The following is a 20,842-nucleotide window of genomic DNA, read 5'->3' on the forward strand; positions in this document are numbered from 1 at the left end:
CAGTTTTATGAAAGAATTTGATCAACAACTAGAGGGGCTTTTAAAGCAAGCTTCATTACAATACATAATCTATCAGCATAACGGTGATACAGAGCGTATGGATAAAACCTCGCTATTTGCACGTAAATTACAACAGAAAGAGTATGTCATCGGTTTTGCCGGCCATTTCTCTGCTGGTAAATCAAGTATGATTAATGCCTTATCTGGTGAGAATTTACTGGCGTCAAGCCCGATACCAACGAGTGCAAATATCGTGAAGGTGCATAAGTCAGAAGAAGATTTCGCCATTGTGTATATGCATAATGAAAAACCTGTTAAGTTTGAAGCGGGATATGATTTTAAAACCGTTAAAGAACTTAGTAAAAATGGGGATCTTGTATCACAAATTGAAATTGGTCATAGCGCCTCTACATTACCTCTTGGCGTAACAGTGATGGATACACCTGGTGTTGACTCGACAGATGACGCACACCGTATGTCTACAGAATCAGCGCTTCATATTGCAGATATTGTATTCTATACAATGGACTATAATCATGTTCAATCGGAGTTGAACTTTCAATTTACAAAACAATTAATGAAATACAATCCGAATGTTTATTTAATTGTTAATATGATTGATAAGCATAAGGAAAACGAATTAAGCTTTGAAGACTTTAAGGCGACTGTCCACAATTCATTTTCAGCATGGGGCGTTGTGCCAAAGGGTGTATTTTTCACATCTTTACGAGAGCCAGAACATCCAAATAATGACTTTGAAACAGTGAAAAAAATTGTGATGGATAGCATGAACGATTGGCAAGATCAGCTTGTACAGACAGCAACCAATACGCTCCGTTTATTGCAAAGTGAGCATGATAACTACTTAATGGAAGAAAAGCAAGATCGTTTAGATATTGATGAAGATATTTTAAGTGCGGATGATTGGGCACATCATCAGGATATTTTAGAGCAGTATAATAAGTTAAATCGTCAAGTAGAATTATTCTCGGTGGAAGCTTGGAATGAAACATTCGAAGAAGAACGTAAAGAGTTACTTGCCAATGCAGTAATTATGCCAGCCGATGTGCGAGATAAATTACGTCTTTATTTAGAAAGCAAGCAGGAAGGGTTTAAAGTAGGCGGTTTATTTTCAGCGAAGAAAAAAACAGCGGAAGAACGTAATCGCCGTAAAGAGGATGCATTCGGTGCCTATCAAACCGTTGTACACGCTCAAATTACGGGTCATTTAAAGGCACTAATGAAAAAGGCATTAAAAGATGTAGGGGCGTTAAGTGAGGAACGTGCGCAAGCAGTGGATGCCTATGTATTTGATTTACCATTTTCGTTAATTGAACAGCAAGTACAAGTTGGTGCTATATTAACGGGGGATGCGGTTCTTAATTTTGCCAACCGTGTTGCAGAAGCAACAAAACGTTATTTTATACAGGAAACAGATGTGTGGAAAGATGCCCAAGCAACAACATTACAAGCTGTTGCAACTGAAACGGCCGCACCATCTAAATTGAAAATGGCTGGTATGCAGGCGAAAGTTGATGCCATTCAAGCTGTGCTCGAAATCGAAGGTTATCAGCAATATAGTGCAGGTGTTATGCATCAAGCAAGCAATGAAATTCGAAAAGAAGCAAATTATCAACTCACACTTTGGGAAAAAGCGTTTGAGCAGGATTTAGCAGAGATTCGATTATTTGACGAGTCAATGCTCAAGCCAAAAGAAGAGGTTATACAGCAAGAGGAAGCGCAGCACGCAGTGAGTGCATCTAGTTTACCTATTGAAGGTGTTATTAAACGGGCACTTTATACAGCCGATGCGGTGAAAGAGGTACAAGGTTTTGCAGAAGTAGCAAGCTATTTAGAAAACAAAGTAGAGCGATTACAGAAAAAAGACTTCACGATTGCATTGTTCGGGGCGTTTAGTGCAGGGAAATCTTCCTTCTCGAATGCATTAATGGGTGCGAAGGTGCTACCAGTATCACCTAATCCAACAACAGCGGCTATTAATAAAATTCGTCCAGTGACACCAGAGCATCCTCACGAAACAGCAGATGTTCAGTTAAAAACGGCCGCACAAATGCTAGAGGATATCCAAGGTTCTTATGCGGCGATTAATTTAACAGTTTCGTCTTTAGAAGAGGCATTTAACCGTGCAGATGAAGGACTAGCGGTACAGCTTACTGATGAACGGTTAAATGTGCATAAATCATTTATCCGTGCATATAAAGAAGGCTATCCATCATTTAAAACGGAACTTGGACAAGTGTTACGTGTAGAGCGTGAAGAATTTGAAAAATTTGTAGCACAAGAAAATAAGTCATGCTTCGTCGATAATATTGACTTTTATTATGATAGTCCGTTAACGCGTATGGGTGTAACGCTTGTCGATACGCCAGGAGCAGATTCCATCAATGCGCGTCATACAGGGGTTGCCTTTGAATATATTCGTAATGCGGATGCCATTTTATTTATTACGTACTATAACCACGCATTTGCTAAAGCGGATCGAGAGTTTTTAATTCAATTAGGTCGTGTAAAGGATGCGTTTGAACTTGATAAAATGTTCTTTATCGTCAATGCGATTGATTTGGCAACGACAGAAGAAGAACAGGAAGATGTAAAGGGTTATGTTCGTTCAGAATTACAACGCTTTGGTATTCGTTTCCCACGTCTATATGGAGTATCCAGCTTAATGGCATTAAAAGAAAAAGTAGAGGGCGCTTCATTTGCATCAGGCATGCCGCCGTTTGAGGATGCTTTCCATAAATTTTTAAATGATGAGTTAAGTGCATTAGCGGTGCAGGCACTTGCCGAAGAAGTGGACAAAACAGAGCAACGTTTAGGGGATTTAATTGCTCAAACAGAGGAAAACTTAAAACGTAAAGATGAGCGTTTAGCTGAGTTAACTACGCTTGAACAGCACATTAAATCGAAGTTTAATGCGTTAAATACAAGTATGATGGAAAGTGAAACAAAACAGGAATTAGATGAATTATTGTATTATGTTTTACAACGCGTCTTTTATCGCTACCCTGAATTCTTTAAAGAAGGATATAACCCTTCAACTTTTGCGGCTATGCCTGCACAGCAAGCATTAGAGCATGCGTTGAAAGAAGTCTTGCAAAGCTTACGATTTGACTTTACACAGGAAATGCGTGTTACAAACTTCCGCTTATCACAATTTATTAGTAAAAAAATGCAGCTTCGTTTTAAAGATGAAGTTCGTGAGCTGAAAGAAATGAACCGTAGCTTCTCGTTTTTAGCTTTTGAATCATCCGAACCAGATTTATTAGCATTTGAAGGTCCATTTGCAGATGTTACAAAATATGCAAGTGTGAAATCGCATTTCCGCAATCAAAAAGCATTCTTTGAGAAAAATGAAAAAATTAAGCTAAGTGAAGCGTTAGAAGCATTAACAAAGCCAGATGCTCAAAATTATTTAGATGGACAAAAAGTAGCACTCATGACTTGGGCCATTGCCTATATTGGTGAAGAGGCGGAAAGATTACGCTTGCATATTTACCATCAAGCACTAGAGCAAATTGCAACTGAACGACTGGTGTTACAAGAGGAAAGTCGATTAGCTTCGTGGAAATCAATTTACGCACAACTACAATACGCATGAGGTGATGCACATGGGAAAAGTATTCAAAACTGTTGAGGAAATTCAAGTTGACGGTGTCCGTTTTGTGGATGCTCGCTATGATTTACAAAACAAACAATTTGGAAAGCAAGCATTTGAAGCAGGACATGCACCAGGAGCGGTATATATTGATTTAGAGCAGGATTTATCGGATATGGAAAGTGAAAACGGCCGTCATCCGATGCCGAGTAAGGAAAAGCTTACGTCTGTCTTTCAAGAATTAGGTCTGCGCTACGAAGATCAAATTGTCGTTTATGACCAAGGTGCATCACCGTTTGCACCACGCGCTTGGTGGATGTTAACGTATGCAGGCTTTCCGAATGTTGTGATTGTCAATGGTGGTGCGACAGCATTGGAAGAAAAAGTGACGTTCACAAAGGATATTGTGAAATATGCGCCGACAACGCTTGATTTGAATTGGCAAGATCATCTGTATGCGCCGCGTGAAGCAGTAAAGGCAATTGTCGATGGAGAACAGTCAGCAACGCTATTAGATGCACGAGCTGCTGCCCGTTACCGTGGTGAAGTTGAACCGCTTGATAATGTAGCGGGTCATATTCCAACTGCTAAAAACTTTGATTGGGAGCAGTTAAAAGTTGAAGGAACACTGCAAGCTAATGATGCGCTTCGTGCAAAGGTTGCACAAGATGAACACATAGTGGTTTATTGTGGCAGTGGTGTCACAGCATCACCGCTCTACGCAGTACTTGCAGATGAAGGTTATGAAAATATTCAGCTCTATACAGGTAGCTATAGTGATTGGATTACAGCATACGATATAGAAACTGGAACAAATGAATAATTAGGAGAAGACGCTCACCTTGGTGGGCGTTTTTTTCTTCAGAAATACGGGATAGATTAAAATATATCGCTTATGGTGCATTAAATGGAAATTTACGCTAAAAATGACTCATCATTCATTTTATGCTACACTTTTTTTACAAAGGGGAAGGGGGAAACATATGTATAAATTAGGTATAGAAATCGAACAACATGGGAACGTGCAATGTGCACATGGTAAAGTAGCTGTTCAAGGTATAGGAATGAGTGTCTATAGCTTTTATGTGGATGGACTACTGATTGATACAGGTTCTAATTCGCTTGCAGAGGAGTTTCAATCTTTTTTTCGCGAGCTGTCGGTTGAACAAGTTGCATTGACTCATGCACATGAAGACCATTCGGGCAATGCTGCTTGGATTCAGCAACAACAGAATATCCCGATTTACGTTCATCGTGAGTCCATTGCGAATTGTGCGGAAGACGGAAACTATCCATTCTATCGTCAGGCGCTCTGGGGACAGCGACCAGCATTTATTGCACAGCCATTTGGGGACACGCTTGAAACGAAATCTGCCACTTGGGACATTATTGCGACACCAGGACATACAACAGACCATCTGTCGTTTTACAATCGGGTAACAGGTGCCATGTTTACAGGAGATTTATATATTCAAACGAAGACAAAGGTTGTGCTTGATGAGGAAAACATCGTACATACTTTGGCATCGTTAAAGAAACTATTACATTTTGATTTTGAACAGGTCTATTGTTGCCATGCAGGTTTTCTTGCGGATGGTCGGGCGAAAATAAGCGAAAAAATTGCTTATTTAGAAGAGTTGGAAGGAGAGGTGCGAAAGCTCTATTCTCAAGGCTACACAGACGATGCCATAACGAAAGCCATCTTTCGCCGAGAGTATCCAATCACTAAGGTGTCCGGGGAGCAATGGTCATCTAAACATATTATTACAGCTTTTACTAAACAATTTAAGCAAGAGTCCTAAAATACACCGCGGGTAAACCGTGCTACTTCGCGGGTATTTTAGCTCAATCCGCGGGTAAACTACACTACTTGGCAAGTATTTTCCTTTTTAATATGAGTTAGTCCTCGCTCTGAGAGTCCTTCTGCTAAGGACTCTTTTTTCTGTTGTTAAAAAAGTTTGTGAAAAAATGTGAATAAAATGTGGCGAAGTTAGATGTCACAATGGATGCGCTTACATGAGTTTGTGAAATTGTTCTCATTTACTGCAGTAAAATACTATGTGAAAAGCTGAACAGGTTGATTGCTGTTATGACTACGTTTTTACCAAGCTGAAAAAAATATTTATTATATCAAAATAATTGATTGTGAAATTAATAACAATACAATAAAACGTTATAATCGACAAGAAACATCTATTTATCAAAGAAAATAATGCTTTTTAAAGTTTTTTCGTTGACTACAATTTCACAAAGTATTATGATACTGACATACAATAAAACAGAAGAAAAAGGGGCGGATTGAATGGATATTATGAAAAAAGCGTTAGATATGCATGCACAATATAGTGGGAAATTAGAGGTGATTTCAAAGGTGCCTGTGCAAGACTCTTATGATCTTAGCCTTGCGTATTCGCCTGGTGTAGCGGCACCTTGTATTGAAATTGAAAAAAATCCATCGCTTGTTTATGACTATACAATGAAGGGCAATATGGTAGCTATTGTATCTGATGGCACTGCGGTGTTGGGGCTAGGGGATATAGGGCCGAAAGCAGCACTACCCGTAATGGAAGGTAAAGCAATTTTATTAAAGCGTTTTGCCAATGTTGATGCTTTTCCAATATGTTTAGATACAAAAAGTACGGATGAAATCGTCAGCATTGTGAAGGCGCTTGCGCCAACATTCGGTGGTGTTAATTTGGAAGATATTTCAGCACCACGTTGCTTTGAGATTGAAGATCGTCTACGTCAAGAATGTGATATTCCGGTGTTTCATGATGATCAGCATGGTACGGCAATCGTTGTAGGTGCAGGGATGATAAACGCAAATCGTATTGTGAAGAAGGATGTAGCAACGATGAAAGTAGTCATTAACGGAGCTGGTGCGGCTGGTATTGCCATTTTACGTATCCTTGTCCAAATGGGCTATAAAAATATTTATATGTGTGATACAAAAGGAATTATTTATGAAGGCCGTGCGGAAGGCATGAATCCAATAAAAGATGCGGTGGCGCATTTAACAAATCCAGAAAAATTACATGGTACGTTGGATGATGCTCTCGTAGGTGCAGATGTCTTTATTGGCGTATCTGTTGCCAATTTACTAACAGAGGCACATATTGCATCGATGAATGAAAATCCAGTTGTCTTTGCACTTGCAAATCCAAATCCAGAAATTACGTATGAAAATGCGAAAGCGTGGGGTGTTCGTATTATGGGGACTGGTCGTTCTGACTATCCAAATCAAATTAATAATGTCCTAGCTTTCCCAGGAATTTTCCGCGGAGCATTAGATGTACGCGCAACAGATATTAACGAAGATATGAAGTTAGCAGCAGTAGAGGCGATTGCTTCTCTTGTGAGTGATGAAGAATTAACAGAGGAATATATTGTACCTAAATCATTAGATGAGCGTGTTGTTGAAATTGTTTCACGTGCAGTGAGTGGAGCAGCCGTTGCATCTGGTGTATCTGAGTTATTCCAACAACAAACTGTCCTTTCGGTATAGTGTAAATTGTTATATACCAAAAAATCTCCCACTCTCAATAAATTGAGAGGGGAGATTTTTTTAAATCATACTGATACCGATTATTCCGATGAATATGATAATAAGAAGGATAAATAGTATGATTACACCAACAATTGAGGGAATAAGAACTGTAAAGAATGCCTTCCAATTTGAAAATCGATGTGCTTCTGCTACAACCCCAACTGTAATAACTATAGACCAAATGCTAGTAACAGCTGTCATGAGTAGCGACGGCCAAAAAATCCAAGGGGCTGATTCCATATAGTTAGCATCCATTAAAGACTCAGGTGATGTAAATAGCCATATTAAGTAGAATGGAATAAGCGCAATAAATGGTACACCCGCTAAGCTCAATCCTTTAAACATTTCTGAAAACGTTGCACTACCTTTAAATAATTTACCGATTAACCAAAAAATTAGGGTAGAAAACGCTGTACCAATAATTGCTGAAATCGGTGCTAAAATCACACAGAATAGCACGATAATCCAGGGGGATACATTAAGTAAAAAATCACTATCTATAAGACCAGTAAGCATAGCACCAATATAGGCAATGGACATAATAAGAATTGCATAACCGATTGATTTGGCATCAATCATATAGCGAGCAGTTTGCTTTGGATGCATCCAAGTAGACAGAAACGGATTCACTTTAGACCTTTCTTGTTGTGGTGTTTCATTATAGTTTTCCATTAAAGTACCTCCAAAGATGATAATATATGTTTCTATTCAATATACGAGTGAAGTGGTAAAAGGTTTCAAAAAATTTTTGATAGATTGGGGATTTTGGATTGAATGTAAAAACATTACTACTACACACTAAAGAAAACCCCTCCATGCATTGGTTGCATGAAGGGGTTAGTGATTAGTCAGCTAACATAATTTTTTCAAGTTCTAATGGCTCAATATATTGTTCACCTTTGTAAGCGCGCATATTGCCGCCAGAAATTTCATCAATTAATAATATTTCATTTGTTTGAGCGTCACGCCCAAATTCTAATTTAATATCGTAAAGTGTTAAGCCTTTTTTCGCAAGCTCTGCACCAACAAATTTAGAAATTTCAATTGTGCGTTGTTTTAAAATAGCATATTCTTCATGTGTTAACAGGTTTAACATCGCTAAAGCATCTTCAGAAATTGGAGGATCTAGACGATCATCATCTTTGATTGTTACTTCTACGAAAGAATCTAAAGGTTGTCCTTCTTGTACGTAAGCACCATAGCGACGTAGGAAAGAACCAACAGCTTTAAATCGGCAAATAACTTCTAACCCTTTTCCAAAAACCGTTGCGGGCTTTACAGTCATTGTAGCATCATCGAAGTTTGCGTCTACGTAGTGAGTAGGGACACCTTGTTCGTTTAGTTTTGAGTAGAAATAAGAAGTTAGGCGAAGACCTGCAAGACCTGCACCATCAATTGTTAAACCAACAGTATTTGCGCCTGGATCGAATACGCCATTTTCACCAGTTACATCATCTTTAAATTTTAATAAATAATGACCATCTTCTAATTTGAACACATTTTTCGTTTTACCTGTATACAATAATTCCACAAAAAACCCTCCAATATTCATAGTACACTGTAATTATAACACGAATGTTTTAATTATTTAATATAAATAATGTTCGTTTTAATCTTTGTTATACTTATTTTTCACCTATATTCTACAAAAAAATAAGATGATAACGAATGTTCGTTATCATCTTAAGTGAAATTAAGAAGATTCTAAATTTAATCAATAGGTTCTAGTTACTAGATGCTAGAAAGATTGAATAAATTATAAAAGGATTTTATTAATATACGCCTTCAGATAGCATACCATCAGCAACTTTAATAAAGCCAGCGATGTTTGCACCAACAACTAAGTTGCCTGGGTAACCGTATTTATCAGCAGCAGCTTTACTATCTGCATAGATATTTTTCATAATTTGGTGTAACTTCGCATCTACTTCTTCAAATGACCAGAATACACGGCTTGAATCTTGTGCCATTTCTAGTGCAGAGACAGCCACACCGCCAGCATTTGCTGCTTTAGCAGGGCCAAATAATACGCCAGCATTTAAAAATTCGTTAATTGCTTCAAGGTCAGATGGCATGTTAGCACCTTCACCAATTGCTTTTACACCGTTTGAGATTAATGTACGAGCAGCGTCGCCATTGATTTCGTTTTGTGTAGCACATGGAAGCGCAATATCACATGGAATTGACCAAATTCCTGTACAACCTTCTGTAAATGTAGCATTTGGACGGTAATTAACGTAAGTTGATATACGGTCACCTTTTACTTCTTTAATTTCTTTAACAGCATCAAGATCTAAACCTTCTGGATCATAGATATAGCCTGAAGAGTCAGAGCAAGCAACTACTTTTGCACCATAGGCTTGAGCTTTTTCAATTGCGTAAGTCGATACATTACCAGAACCAGAAACGACAACTGTTTTACCTTCGAAAGAATCATTTGCATCTTTTAACATTTCTTTTACAAAGTATACTGTACCGTAACCAGTTGCTTCTTTACGAGCTAATGAACCACCATAACCAGGAGTTTTACCTGTTAATACGCCAGATTCATTTGCTTTTGTTAAACGTTTATATTGACCCCATAGATAACCCACTTCACGAGCACCTACACCGATATCACCAGCAGGAACATCGACATCTGGCCCAATATGACGGTATAATTCAGTCATGAATGCTTGGCAGAAACGCATGATTTCTGAATCGGATTTACCTTTTGGATTAAAGTTAGATCCACCTTTACCACCACCGATTGGTTGACCAGTTAAAGCATTTTTAAAGATTTGCTCAAAACCTAAAAACTTAATAATCGATTCGTTTACTGAAGGGTGGAAACGAAGTCCACCTTTGTAAGGACCCATTACGTTGCTGTATTGAACGCGATAACCACGGTTCACTTGTACTTGGTTGTTATCATCTTGCCAAGCGACACGGAATGAAATGATGCGATCTGGCTCAACGATACGAGAAAGAATATTTGCTTTAATATATTCAGGGTGTTGTGCAAATACAGGCACTAATGAAAGGAAAATTTCTTCAGCTGCTTGTAAAAACTCCGCTTGATGGCTATTTTGTTGTTTCAGTTGCTCGAACACGCCGTCAACGTATTCTTGTGCTAATTGTTCATTGCTTAAAGTTGTTGTTGTCATAATGAAAACCTCCAAATTGGTTGATAGGTGTATCGTATATCTATTTTTCACACTATTCAATAAAATACTTTTTCCAAGTTGGTTAAGTTTGTGAAAAAATGAGCAAATAGGGTCAAGAAAATACTATATTGAAATAATATATAAGTGCTTGATTAATCTAATAATGAGAAGGGAATGATGCCTTATTGTGAAGGTATTAATTGACGCTGATGCCTGTCCAGTCGTGGATTTAGCGCTATCTATATCATCTGGGTTTGAGATTGAAACTATCTTGTTTTGCGATACATCCCACCGTATTGAACGTGATAATGTAATAACAATTATTGTACCAAAGGGTCCAGATTCGGTTGATTTCACGCTAGTGAATACGCTTTCAAAACATGATATTGTCATTACACAGGATTACGGTTTAGCGGCCATGGTGTTGGCACGCGGAGGTTATCCAATCGATCAAAATGGCAGGGAAATGTCTAATGAAAATATCGAACGTTTGCTCGATATGCGCCATGTTGGGCAGAAGATTAGACGAGCTGGAGGACGAACCAAGGGACCGAAAAAAAGAACGAAAGAAAATAATATGCTGTTTGAAATGAAATTTCGACAAATTTGTGAACGAGCAATTTTAGCGCAAAAAATGGAGGAATCAACAGATGGAAAATGACCTAAAACACGAATTATTTCACCAATATCCACTATTAGAAAAGATAAAAAATCGGGAGACTGTATTTTGGAAGAATACAAAATGGATGAAAAAGGCAAAAACGACGCTCTTTTCTAAAGAGGAGGTTAAAGAGGCGGAAGAAACGCTGCAACGCTTTTCTTCCTATTTAATTATTGCTTATCCTGAGCTATTAGAGAGTAAAGGACTGATTGAATCGCCTATTCAACAAATTGCACAAATGAAGAAGGCACTCGAGAAAATGTTCGCACTATCTATTCCAGGTAATTTCGTTTTAAAATGTGATCACTTATTGCCTATCTCTGGCTCCATCAAAGCTCGTGGTGGAATCTATGAAGTTTTAAAGCACGCAGAGCGTTTGGCAATTGCTAATGGTAAGTTAACAGTAGAAGATGATTATGCGGTGTTCGCCACTGAAGAACTACGGACGTTTTTTCAGCAGTATACGATTGCGGTAGGTTCAACCGGTAATTTAGGGCTCAGTATCGGCATAATGGCCACAAAATTAGGGTTCAATGTCGTTGTACATATGTCGAGTGACGCAAAAGAGTGGAAGAAAGCGTTGTTAAGAGAAAAAGGTGCAACGGTTATTGAATATAAAGCAGACTATAGTGTTGCTGTAGAACAGGGGCGTCTGGAAGCTTCACAAAATCCAATGTGTCATTTTATTGATGATGAAAATTCAAAAGATTTATTTGCTGGCTATGCAGTAGCAGCAAAACGCCTAAAAGTCCAGTTAGAAAAGACAAACATTCAAGTAGACAAAGCACATCCATTGTTCGTTTATTTACCATGTGGGGTAGGGGGTGGACCTGGAGGGGTTGCATACGGTTTACGTGAAATATTCGGGGAGCATGTTCATATCTTCTTTGCAGAGCCAACTGCCTCACCTTGTATGATGATTGGGCTTATGACAGGCTTACATGATGAAATCAGTGTAGAGGATATTGGCTTGGACAATCAAACAGAAGCAGACGGTCTTGCTGTAGGGCGTGCTTCTAAATTTGTAGGAAAAGTGATGGAATCGTATATTAGCGGTTGCTATACTGTAAAAGATGAAGAATTGTTTATGTCCCTTGCTTTAGCAATGGAAAGTGAAGGGGTATTTTTAGAGCCTTCTGCACATGCGGGAATGTTTGGTCCCATTCATTTGCTAAAGAACGGACAAAACTATATAGAAAAGCATCATTTACAGGATAAAATGGAACAAGCTACACATCTTGTCTGGGCAACAGGGGGAAGTATGGTACCACAAGAGATGCGAGAAGAGTACATGGCGAAGGTGAACATGTAGCAAAAATAAATAATGAAGAACAGTTAATGATAAAATGATGAGTAAAGTCAATGAAAAGACAGATATGCTCTGTTAGAGTGGTATGTGTCTTTTTATTTTGCAGGATGTTAATTAGGAAATTATTTTTAGTTAATAGGAAAGGATTGAACGTTATTGAAGGATTCATTAAAGCAGGCGATTATTTTACAAGCAGTAGAGGAGTCAGTTACTTATACGGATAGTAAATTAGGTGGAAGACCGTATTGTAAATTAGGTGATGACTTCCCAGTACATAGTAGTGGCATACCGTATATGTTTATAGCACAGCTTAATTTTGCAAAGCTACCTAAGCTAAAAGATTATCCACAGCAAGGGCTTCTACAGTTTTTTGTGTTGGCGGATGAAGATTATGGTGTTGACAAGGATGGCTATTATTGTCGGTATTATTCGGACTTTGATCCCTCTCATGATATCGAGCCATTTTCAGATGAAGAAATGGAGTATGAGCTATGTGAACCGATTATTTTTTGGGGTCCTTATGCATTGAAGGCAACATTACTTCAAGAGCTAGTACCGTATACGGATCCTCGCTCCGTTCATTATGACTTACCAATAGAGAATCCTGCTTATTCAAAGTACTTTGATGAAACAGATGGTAGTGGAACGAAAATAGGTGGCTATGCATTTATGGATAAAAATAGCTTTGATGAAAAAAATAGCAATGCTGAGTTACTATTTCAATTAGATATGGAAGGTAATGCCAAAAAAACATATGCTATGATAGCAGACTCGGGTACATTACAATTTTTTATAGAACGAGATTCGTTAATTGCAAAGGATTTTACTCAACTTTATTATTATCTTTATAGTCTGTAAGAAAATTGTCTAGATAAGAAAAAATGTTAGAACGACTTTAGTCAATCTAACATTTTTTCTCTTCTGTCCTCATAGGTCAGCTAATTAGGGGCTTGTAATCGTATTCGCCTGTGCGGCTAAAAACACTTTATGTGCTGCGCTGACACCTGCACCTGGCTCAAAGTCATAGGCAAAGTCTTGCAATGCCGCTTCCATTAAAGAAACGGCTTGTAAAATATCGCTAGGGAAGCAGTAGCCCATATGCCCAAATCTAAAAATTTCCCCTTGTAAAGGTCCAAGACCACCAGCAAAATCTAAATGATAGTGTTGTTTAAGGTGATGTAAAAACGCATCTAATGCAATTCCTTTTGGCGCCATGATAGCAGTAATCGTTGGTGAAGCGAACTCATCCGCTGTCAATAATTCAATGTGAAGAGCTGTCATTGCACTGCGCACCATATTTTTCATCAAATCATGGCGTGCAACAGTGTGAGCAAAGCCACCTTCTTCTTCAATAAGTTTACATACTTCACGTAATCCATAAATAAGTGTGATGGTAGGGGTATTTGGTGTCATCCCTTTGTGAGCCCAATCACGATAGCTCAATAAATTTAAGTAATAAGATGGCATAGTATTGTCTTCGATAACTTTCCAAGCTCTGTCACTAACGCTAACGAGAGAAAGCCCAGGTGGAAGCATCATCGCCTTTTGCGAGCCTGTTACGAGGATATCAATCCCCCATGCATCCATCTCAGCAGGAGCCCCACCAATACAGCTTACGCCATCAACGATAACTAACGCATCGCTTTCTTCACGCACGACTTGCGCTAACGCTGCAATGGGATTTAAAATACCTGTTGACGTTTCGTTGTACGTAATAAAAACAGCTTTAATATGTTGTAAAGGTTGTAAAAAAGTACGCAACTCTTCAGCTGTGCATGCTTGTCCCCATTGTTTTGCCAGCTTATGTACGTTAAAGCCATATTTTTCGCAAATTGAAACGAAATAATCTCCAAAAGCCCCTACGGTAATAACAACAACATCATCGCCCGCATTAACGGTATTGACAGCTGCAGCCTCCAGTGCCGCTGTGCCACCAGATGGAAGCAATAATATGTCCTGCTTCGTGCCGAAAACAGCTTTCACTAGCTCTGTCGTTTCACGATATAGCTCAACAAATTCATTGCTTCGATGGCTGAAGATATCTCGGTTCATTGCAAGTTGCACTTTTTTAGGAATCGGTGTAGGTCCTGGATGTCTTAAAATATTTTCATACATAAATAAAATCCCCTTTGTTTAAAAATTAGAAATTCTAAATTTTCTAACTATAATATAGCATATTCAGCGTGAGCGCTGGCTTCATTTTGGAAAAAATATTGGAAATAGGAGGGGGAATGAACAGAAACGATAGGGTATAAGCACAAAAAAATCCGCTTTCCGTCTTGCTGGACGAAAAGGGATTTAAAGAGGCTCTTTACACTACAACTATACGATAAATGGTCGTTTCATCCGCATTAAGCCGTAGATAGCATAGAATAAGCCACATGTAATAATAGATAAAATAATGTAGAGAACTGCTTTTCCAGACTCACCAGTCCAGCGGAATAGAAGACGATATGTGTAGTAAACCCAATAGCCGAACATAACAAGTGAAGCAATAAATCCAACTAATGGGACGAACGAAATGATAAATAATGCTGCATAAATGAATGTTGTTTTTTTCGCTGCTGCACGGATTGTCGCATCATCATCACCATTGGCGGTAAGTAGAAATAAACTATAAATATTGATAATCGGAATCCATGCAATATAAGCTACATCGCTAAAACCATTTGTTTTCGAAGCCATAAAATAAATAAGTGCATTCACAACGTACCCAATAATTAACATGCCCAATAATACGAAAAAGAAAACCACCATGAAACCACCAAAGACTGCATCATAATCACTATAATACGGATCATAATAATTCATTAAAACTCTCCCCTTTCAACACGTTTATTTGAGCACATAAAATCCACATCATTTCCCGAGAAAAGTCCTATAAAAGTGGACTAATTACTTTAGGAAACATTAAATCACTTTATGATATCATCCAGTTCAACATGCTCTGTAAGTAAATAAAAAAGCAACTATTTTTTATAAATATCGGTATAATTGTAAGTAAGATTTATTGTATGGAAAATAAAAATATAGAAAAATAAGTTATTCACTATAAAAATTTGATAAATCTTAATCCCCCTGATTTATCAGCTAGCAGAAGGAGACCGTTTGTATGAATCGTCCAATTTAAAAATCGCTCATTTTAATGAATGGTATTTCGTTAAAAATGGGGGAGGCAAGTTGCATGAATCGTCCAATTTAAAATCGCCCATTTCAATGAATTTATTTTCTTGAAAAATGGGGGATAGTTTATGAAATTGGGTAGGAATTTTTTGTTATTACTTGTAGGGCAGTCACTTGCCAATATAGGTGACGTTTTATATATCGTAAGTGTTATTCATACCATTTATCTTTTAACAGGATCAGCTATTGCCGCATCCTTTGTGCCATTTACGATTGCAACATCGATGTTTGTATCCAGTATATTGACGCCGCTTCTGTTCGAGAAGGTGAATTTAAAGTGGTTAATGGCGGGGTCGCAAATCGGAAAAACGTGTTTATTATTTGGCTTAGGGCTACTGTTATTAGGGATCTCCGCAACGAATTATTACTTGTTGTTTATTGTCATCAGTATGATTGCATTTCTTGATGGCTGTGCCAATCCTATAAGACAGACATTGGTTCCTTATTATGTGAGGGATGAACAATTATTGAAAGCAAATGGCATAGATGAAGGAGTCACGCAATTTATTCAATCCATTATGTGGTTTGTCGGTAGCCTATTTTTGCTTGTTCTCAGCTCTCAGCAACTTATTTGGGTTGTGGGATGTTTGTTCGCCATAGCGAGTTTGGTATTATCTTTATTAGAAAATATAGACCAACAATCACTCGAACAACAAGGGAAAATAGATCAGGTTGTTAAGGGCTGGAAAACATTGTGGAATACCCCTTTGTTACGTCAAATCGTATGGATTGATATTCTTGAAACCATTGCGGGTACGGTATGGATTGCAGCCATTATATTGGTATTTGTCCATGATGCTTTGCATGTTGACAAGCGATGGTGGGGCTTTATCAATGGCACATATTTTGTGGGATTAATAGTGGGCAGCATTTATTGTGTGAAATATAGCGCATCCATTGAAAAGAAGATAGCGCAAGTGATGGTGATGGGGGCATTATTTACGTGTATTGCCACCATTTTGTTCAGTGTCAACAGCATGCCGATGATTGCATTATTTTTAACTTTTTGTGTAGGGCTTTTTGGGCAAATAAAGAGCATCCCGCAGCATACCGTTATTCAAACAAGTGTTTCAAGAAATGAATTATCTGCTGTTTATACGGCTTTAAGCGCTATCTTAACGGGGGGATTTGGCATAGCCTCTTTAGTAATGGGCATAATAGCGGATGTATTCGGCATAAGAATAGTATTTATGATTTCGGGTCTGTTACTAGCAATAGTAAGTATCTTAATCAGTAAAAATAGACAGTTATTTGTAATCAAAATAAATCAATAATAAAGAGGCTTCCATCTCTTCTACAGGATGGAAGCCTCTTTTATTTGGAAATAAGGCTATTATTTAAATTTAAAAGCTTCAAAGTTGATATCGATATCGTTAGCGCTAGATTTAAACTGTTTTATAAAACGTTTTACCATTTTTTCAGGCCCACACATAAAGATACTCGTATGGGCTGGCACTGAAACATCATCAAATGTAAGCCTGTCCATAGTAGTCGTATCAATAAAATTCACTTTGAAATGTTTATTGTTTTCTGCATACTTTTGTAAAAAATCTTTGTGGATCGCATCGTTGTGTCCACGGTAAGTGTAAAATAACTCAATATCTCGATTGGTAGGATTAGATTGTAAATACGATAAAAAAGGTGTTATACCTACACCGCCAGCTATCCAAATTTGTTGCTGATAACCTTTGTCAAAGTCTAGATGACCATAGGGGCCTTCAACAGCTACTTTTGAATCTAATTGTATCAGTGCGTTGACCTTTTTAGTAAAATCTCCAAGTGCCTTAATCGTTACATATATTTTTTGCCCATCTCCACCTGAAATAGAGAAGGGATGTGGCGCTTTTTCTAGCCCCGTTTGGAAAATTTTTAAAAAGATATATTGGCCATTTTGATAACTCAGTTTGCGATCTAAAGTTATTTCTAATTCAACAGCACTGTCACCTAATTTTCGAATGCCCGAAACTTTACCCGTATGTTTAAACCGCATGTCTTGATACATTGTCAGCATGTACAGAGCGGACATAGTCCCGACAATAGCAGTAATTGCTGTAAATATCCCTAAAGGTGTCGGTTGAAACAAATCATATCTACTTGAGAAGTATGCATGGTAAAGACCTAATGCATAAGGAATTAACAATAGGCGGTGAATATAGCGCCAATGCTCATATTTTAGAAATTTAGCAAATAATGCTATCACTATAAGTCCGATAAAGCCATTTTGCGCAAGCTCTCCAAGTTCTTTTGCAAATTCACTCAGCGGCGTTTCAATCGCGTTATCTCCATGTGGAACCAAATCCTGTAATTGACTGTGTAGAATGACTAACCCTAATGACAAAATCGCCAAATATTTGTGGTACATATAAACATATTCTAATCCGTGAAACCATTTTTCAAGGATTTTCACTCTTGTTGCTAATAAAAATACTAGAAAAAATCCAGTAAGTGCCAATCCTCCAACGATGTGACTAAGCTTATTTAACACATGTATCGATTCAATCGGAGTGGCAAAATACCAGAGTAAGCCGCTGCCACACATTGTTATTAAAATAAATAGCATCCCTTTATACGATTTCATAGTAACCTCCAGTAATCATTTTTCTCTCTCGACATACTAGATATACACTAAGTTACTGAATTATTTCTGATATTTTGATGTTCGTGTAATAAATTTTTAAAAAGATAGCACGTTGTAAAATAAAAACATATGTTTGGAATGTATGTTCTATTTTAATGAGGAATATGGTACAGTAGAAAAGTAACACGTTTAATACATAAAAAGTGAGGGAGATATCATGCAAGGGAATACACATATTGTTGGAGGCATCACAGCTAGCCTTGCTTTTGCACAAATTTCGAATGATAATCCATTTGTATTAGTAGGAGCGGGTGTACTCGGTGCATTACTTCCAGATATTTGCCACGGAGGAAGTAAAATTGGGAGAACCTTTCCTCTTATTTCAAAAATGGTAAACAAGCTATTTGGACATCGCTCTTTTACACATAGTTTATTGTTTGTGTTTTTGGTAGCGCTATTGTTACAGACAATTATTCCATATCCGTCGATTGTTGCGGGACTTTTAATAGGGATGTCGAGTCACATTATATTGGATATGGGAACGAAACAGGGAGTGAAGCTTTTCTTTCCATTCAACATGTCGGTTCGTTTTCCACTAACAACAAGAACAGGTGGAAAAGTAGAAAAGATTGTATTTACATTATTATCTGTACTTTCGCTATACTTGAGCTATGAGCTAATTAGTCGATTCATTAGCGAAATATAAAAGCAAAGCCCTTGTCTTAAGCTTACTTAAGACAAGGGCCTATGCATTTTTATAAATTGAAGTGAATTGTCTGAATTGTTTGAGTGTCAGGCACCTCTATTCTCCTTGCACTTCTTCTACTGTTTGCTCCACTTCTGCGCGTGTCATTTTTTCACGACCTTCTTGCATCGCTTTCAATGTTTTGTGCGCTAGCGCAAGTGGAAGTCGGCAGAACAACAAAATGGTACGCTTATTAATAGCCTCCATATAAAGATCTGCTTTGGCTAAATTCTCCTCTGCATAAGCAAATAAATCTTCTCGTGTCCAACCGTCCGGCACGAAGCTGACACCACGCTCATCTAAATCTTCATGCTGGTTACGTAAAATATTGACGGCTTGTAGTCCGCGACCATAGCCAATCGCTAAATCACGATCTGTTTGAATGTCAGCACCCCACGCCCATAACTCTGACAGCATCGTTCCAACGAGTCCTGCCACGTAGTATGTATACTCGTCCAAATCTTCACGTGTATGCACTTGCCAGTTGGCTTTTGCCCATTTTCCCATACCATAAGCCATTTCACTTGTAGAAGCTTGGACAATTTTTCGAGAGCCATCTGGACAAAATGTTAGCCAATCTGCTAGGCGAAGGGAAACTTCAGGCAGTTGATCAGCATATGGAGCTACTAAGGTTTGATATGCTACAGCATCGAATTCATTTTTTAATAATTCACTTATTGCTGAAAGTAAATCAAACTTCACATCATTCGATAGCTTTTCATGGTCTTCAATTTCGTCAATGGCACGCATCGCTAAATAAGCAGCGGCAACAGACATTTTTAAATCATTTTTTAAAAAAGTAATAGGTATATAAAATGTGCGACTCGTTTCTTTTAAAACATGCATCGCTTCTTTATAAAGTGTTTTTTGATCTTTCACTTGTATTCCTCCGTTCAAATGGTCAAGCCTCTATCTATATCGTATCGCAAAACAGAAGAAAGATAAAACAGATTGTTTAAATTCCGGTCATAATCTTTGAAAACATTGCAAATATATGATAAAGTTTAATAGTAAACTATTTAAAGTTATACAATATTTGAATATGGTAATAGTTTTAAAGTACTTGGTGACTGTTGGTATAAAAAGATACGTTACAGCGCTTAAGACGCTTAGGCGAAATAGAACAGAGAGGAAGTTTTTATTCATGGGTCGTTTAGACAACAAAATTGCAATTATTACAGGTGGCGCATCAGGTATGGGTGCTTCAATGGCAGAATTATTCACTAAAGAGGGCGCAATCGTCATCGCTGCGGATATTAACGAAGAAAATTTAGCTAAAATTTCTGAATTAGAAAATGTAGAAGGTATGAAATTAGATGTTTCATCTGATGAAAACTGGGCTGCATTTACAAAAGCAGTTATTGATAAATACGGTCGAATTGATATTTTAATCAACAATGCTGGTATTTCTTCACAAAAATCTCCACAAGATATTACAGACCAAGATTGGGCCATTATGCACAAAATTAACTCATTCGGTCCGTTTTTAGGAATTAAACACGTTTCTAAATACATGAAAGAGGCAGGTAAAGGCTCCATCGTTAATACATCTTCATACACAGCAATCATCGGTTCGGGCTTAAACTCATATACAGCATCAAAAGGTTCTTTACGCGCCATCGCACGTGCTGCGGCTGCTGAATTAGGAAAATCTAACATTCGCGTAAACACAGTATTCCCTGGTGTAATTGAAACACCAATGACTGCGAACATCGGTCAATTTAAAGAAGCAATGGATATGTTAGTTCGTGCTACTCCAATGGGTCGTCTTGGCCAACCAGAAGAAGTTGCCAATGCTATTTTATTCTTAGCATCTGATGAAGCTTCTTATATTACAGGTGGCGAACTAGTAATTGATGGCGGATATTCTGCACAATAATTATGTTAGCTTGTTATACGAGTTACAAAAAGAGTCGACTGTTTTGACAGCGGCTCTTTTTTTACATAAAATTCAATAATTTGTTTAATTTATCTATTTAACGTGCTATTTTTCATGTTATTTTATATGAAAGTTCGCCAAGTTATTGCACAATCATTTCAACAGCGGTAAAGTTTAG

General features: G+C 37.8%; 17 protein-coding genes. 10 read left to right on the forward strand and 7 right to left on the reverse strand.

All coding sequences use genetic code 11. From position 1 onward, the window contains the following. Positions 1–7 precede the first annotated feature (7 nt). The 4 genes from MKY08_RS07965 (at position 8) to MKY08_RS07980 (ending at position 7,121) form a co-directional block, all read left to right on the forward strand. Positions 8–3,619: a dynamin family protein gene (locus MKY08_RS07965; RefSeq protein WP_069511522.1), complete on the forward strand. Its 3,612-nt coding sequence runs from the start codon at positions 8–10 to the stop codon at positions 3,617–3,619. A gap of 10 nt (positions 3,620–3,629) precedes the next feature. Next, positions 3,630–4,439 carry a sulfurtransferase gene (locus MKY08_RS07970; RefSeq protein WP_069511520.1) on the forward strand — a complete coding sequence of 270 codons (810 nt, stop codon included), beginning with the start codon at positions 3,630–3,632 and terminating at the stop codon, positions 4,437–4,439. Between the two features lie 160 nt (positions 4,440–4,599). Next, positions 4,600–5,418, forward strand: coding sequence for an MBL fold metallo-hydrolase (locus tag MKY08_RS07975; protein WP_069511518.1), 819 nt, complete (start codon positions 4,600–4,602; stop codon positions 5,416–5,418). 500 nt (positions 5,419–5,918) lie between these two features. Continuing rightward, positions 5,919–7,121, forward strand: a complete 1,203-nt coding sequence (locus MKY08_RS07980; RefSeq protein WP_069511517.1) for a malic enzyme-like NAD(P)-binding protein — start codon at positions 5,919–5,921, stop codon at positions 7,119–7,121. Between the two features lie 60 nt (positions 7,122–7,181). On the opposite strand, the gene MKY08_RS07985 is transcribed toward MKY08_RS07980, so the two are convergent. From MKY08_RS07985 to gdhA, 3 genes are all read right to left on the reverse strand, one after another. Next, the gene (locus tag MKY08_RS07985; protein WP_069511516.1) at positions 7,182–7,835 is read right to left on the reverse strand and encodes a Yip1 family protein; all 654 of its coding nucleotides are present in this window, start codon (positions 7,833–7,835) and stop codon (positions 7,182–7,184) included. Positions 7,836–8,007: 172 nt separating this feature from the next. Continuing rightward, the gene (locus MKY08_RS07990) at positions 8,008–8,694 is read right to left on the reverse strand and encodes a phosphoribosylaminoimidazolesuccinocarboxamide synthase (protein ID WP_025219181.1); all 687 of its coding nucleotides are present in this window, start codon (positions 8,692–8,694) and stop codon (positions 8,008–8,010) included. A 241-nt stretch (positions 8,695–8,935) separates the two neighbouring features. Continuing rightward, positions 8,936–10,309, reverse strand: coding sequence for an NADP-specific glutamate dehydrogenase (gdhA, locus tag MKY08_RS07995; RefSeq protein ID WP_069511515.1), 1,374 nt, complete (start codon positions 10,307–10,309; stop codon positions 8,936–8,938). A 187-nt stretch (positions 10,310–10,496) separates the two neighbouring features. Here gdhA and MKY08_RS08000 point away from each other — a divergent pair, with 187 nt between their 5' ends. The 3 genes from MKY08_RS08000 to MKY08_RS08010 all read left to right on the forward strand — a co-directional run bounded on the left by MKY08_RS08000 (position 10,497) and on the right by MKY08_RS08010 (position 13,137). Continuing rightward, a complete protein-coding gene (locus MKY08_RS08000) occupies positions 10,497–10,970 on the forward strand; it encodes a YaiI/YqxD family protein (protein ID WP_069511514.1) in 474 nt (157 codons plus the stop codon). Continuing rightward, on the forward strand, positions 10,960–12,282 hold the full coding sequence (locus tag MKY08_RS08005; RefSeq protein WP_069511513.1) for a D-serine ammonia-lyase: 1,323 nt from the start codon (positions 10,960–10,962) through the stop codon (positions 12,280–12,282). The genes MKY08_RS08000 and MKY08_RS08005 overlap by 11 nt, the downstream gene beginning before the upstream one ends. A 153-nt stretch (positions 12,283–12,435) precedes the next feature. Next, on the forward strand, positions 12,436–13,137 hold the full coding sequence (locus MKY08_RS08010) for a YwqG family protein (protein ID WP_069511511.1): 702 nt from the start codon (positions 12,436–12,438) through the stop codon (positions 13,135–13,137). Between the two features lie 84 nt (positions 13,138–13,221). Here MKY08_RS08010 and MKY08_RS08015 read toward each other — a convergent pair whose 3' ends face one another. Together MKY08_RS08015 and MKY08_RS08020 are read right to left on the reverse strand one after the other, a co-directional pair. Continuing rightward, positions 13,222–14,394 carry an alanine--glyoxylate aminotransferase family protein gene (locus tag MKY08_RS08015; protein WP_069511509.1) on the reverse strand — a complete coding sequence of 391 codons (1,173 nt, stop codon included), beginning with the start codon at positions 14,392–14,394 and terminating at the stop codon, positions 13,222–13,224. A 207-nt stretch (positions 14,395–14,601) separates the two neighbouring features. Next, positions 14,602–15,090: a hypothetical protein gene (locus MKY08_RS08020; protein ID WP_069511506.1), complete on the reverse strand. Its 489-nt coding sequence runs from the start codon at positions 15,088–15,090 to the stop codon at positions 14,602–14,604. A gap of 440 nt (positions 15,091–15,530) precedes the next feature. Between MKY08_RS08020 and MKY08_RS08025 the strand changes: the two genes are divergently transcribed. Further along, positions 15,531–16,736: an MFS transporter gene (locus MKY08_RS08025; protein ID WP_069511504.1), complete on the forward strand. Its 1,206-nt coding sequence runs from the start codon at positions 15,531–15,533 to the stop codon at positions 16,734–16,736. Positions 16,737–16,795: 59 nt separating this feature from the next. Here MKY08_RS08025 and MKY08_RS08030 read toward each other — a convergent pair whose 3' ends face one another. Then, positions 16,796–18,040: a ferric reductase-like transmembrane domain-containing protein gene (locus MKY08_RS08030; RefSeq protein ID WP_069511502.1), complete on the reverse strand. Its 1,245-nt coding sequence runs from the start codon at positions 18,038–18,040 to the stop codon at positions 16,796–16,798. A gap of 217 nt (positions 18,041–18,257) precedes the next feature. Here MKY08_RS08030 and MKY08_RS08035 point away from each other — a divergent pair, with 217 nt between their 5' ends. Next, a complete protein-coding gene (locus MKY08_RS08035; protein WP_069511500.1) occupies positions 18,258–18,746 on the forward strand; it encodes a metal-dependent hydrolase in 489 nt (162 codons plus the stop codon). A gap of 96 nt (positions 18,747–18,842) precedes the next feature. Here MKY08_RS08035 and MKY08_RS08040 read toward each other — a convergent pair whose 3' ends face one another. Next, positions 18,843–19,664: a squalene/phytoene synthase family protein gene (locus MKY08_RS08040; protein ID WP_256093165.1), complete on the reverse strand. Its 822-nt coding sequence runs from the start codon at positions 19,662–19,664 to the stop codon at positions 18,843–18,845. A gap of 265 nt (positions 19,665–19,929) precedes the next feature. On the opposite strand from MKY08_RS08040, the gene MKY08_RS08045 reads away from it, so the two are divergent. Continuing rightward, positions 19,930–20,664 carry an SDR family oxidoreductase gene (locus MKY08_RS08045; protein WP_069511498.1) on the forward strand — a complete coding sequence of 245 codons (735 nt, stop codon included), beginning with the start codon at positions 19,930–19,932 and terminating at the stop codon, positions 20,662–20,664. The last annotated feature ends 178 nt before the right edge of the window (positions 20,665–20,842 follow it).

This window comes from Lysinibacillus sp. FSL M8-0337 (assembly GCF_038593855.1).
Classification (GTDB): Bacteria; Bacillota; Bacilli; order Bacillales_A; family Planococcaceae; genus Lysinibacillus; species Lysinibacillus sphaericus_D.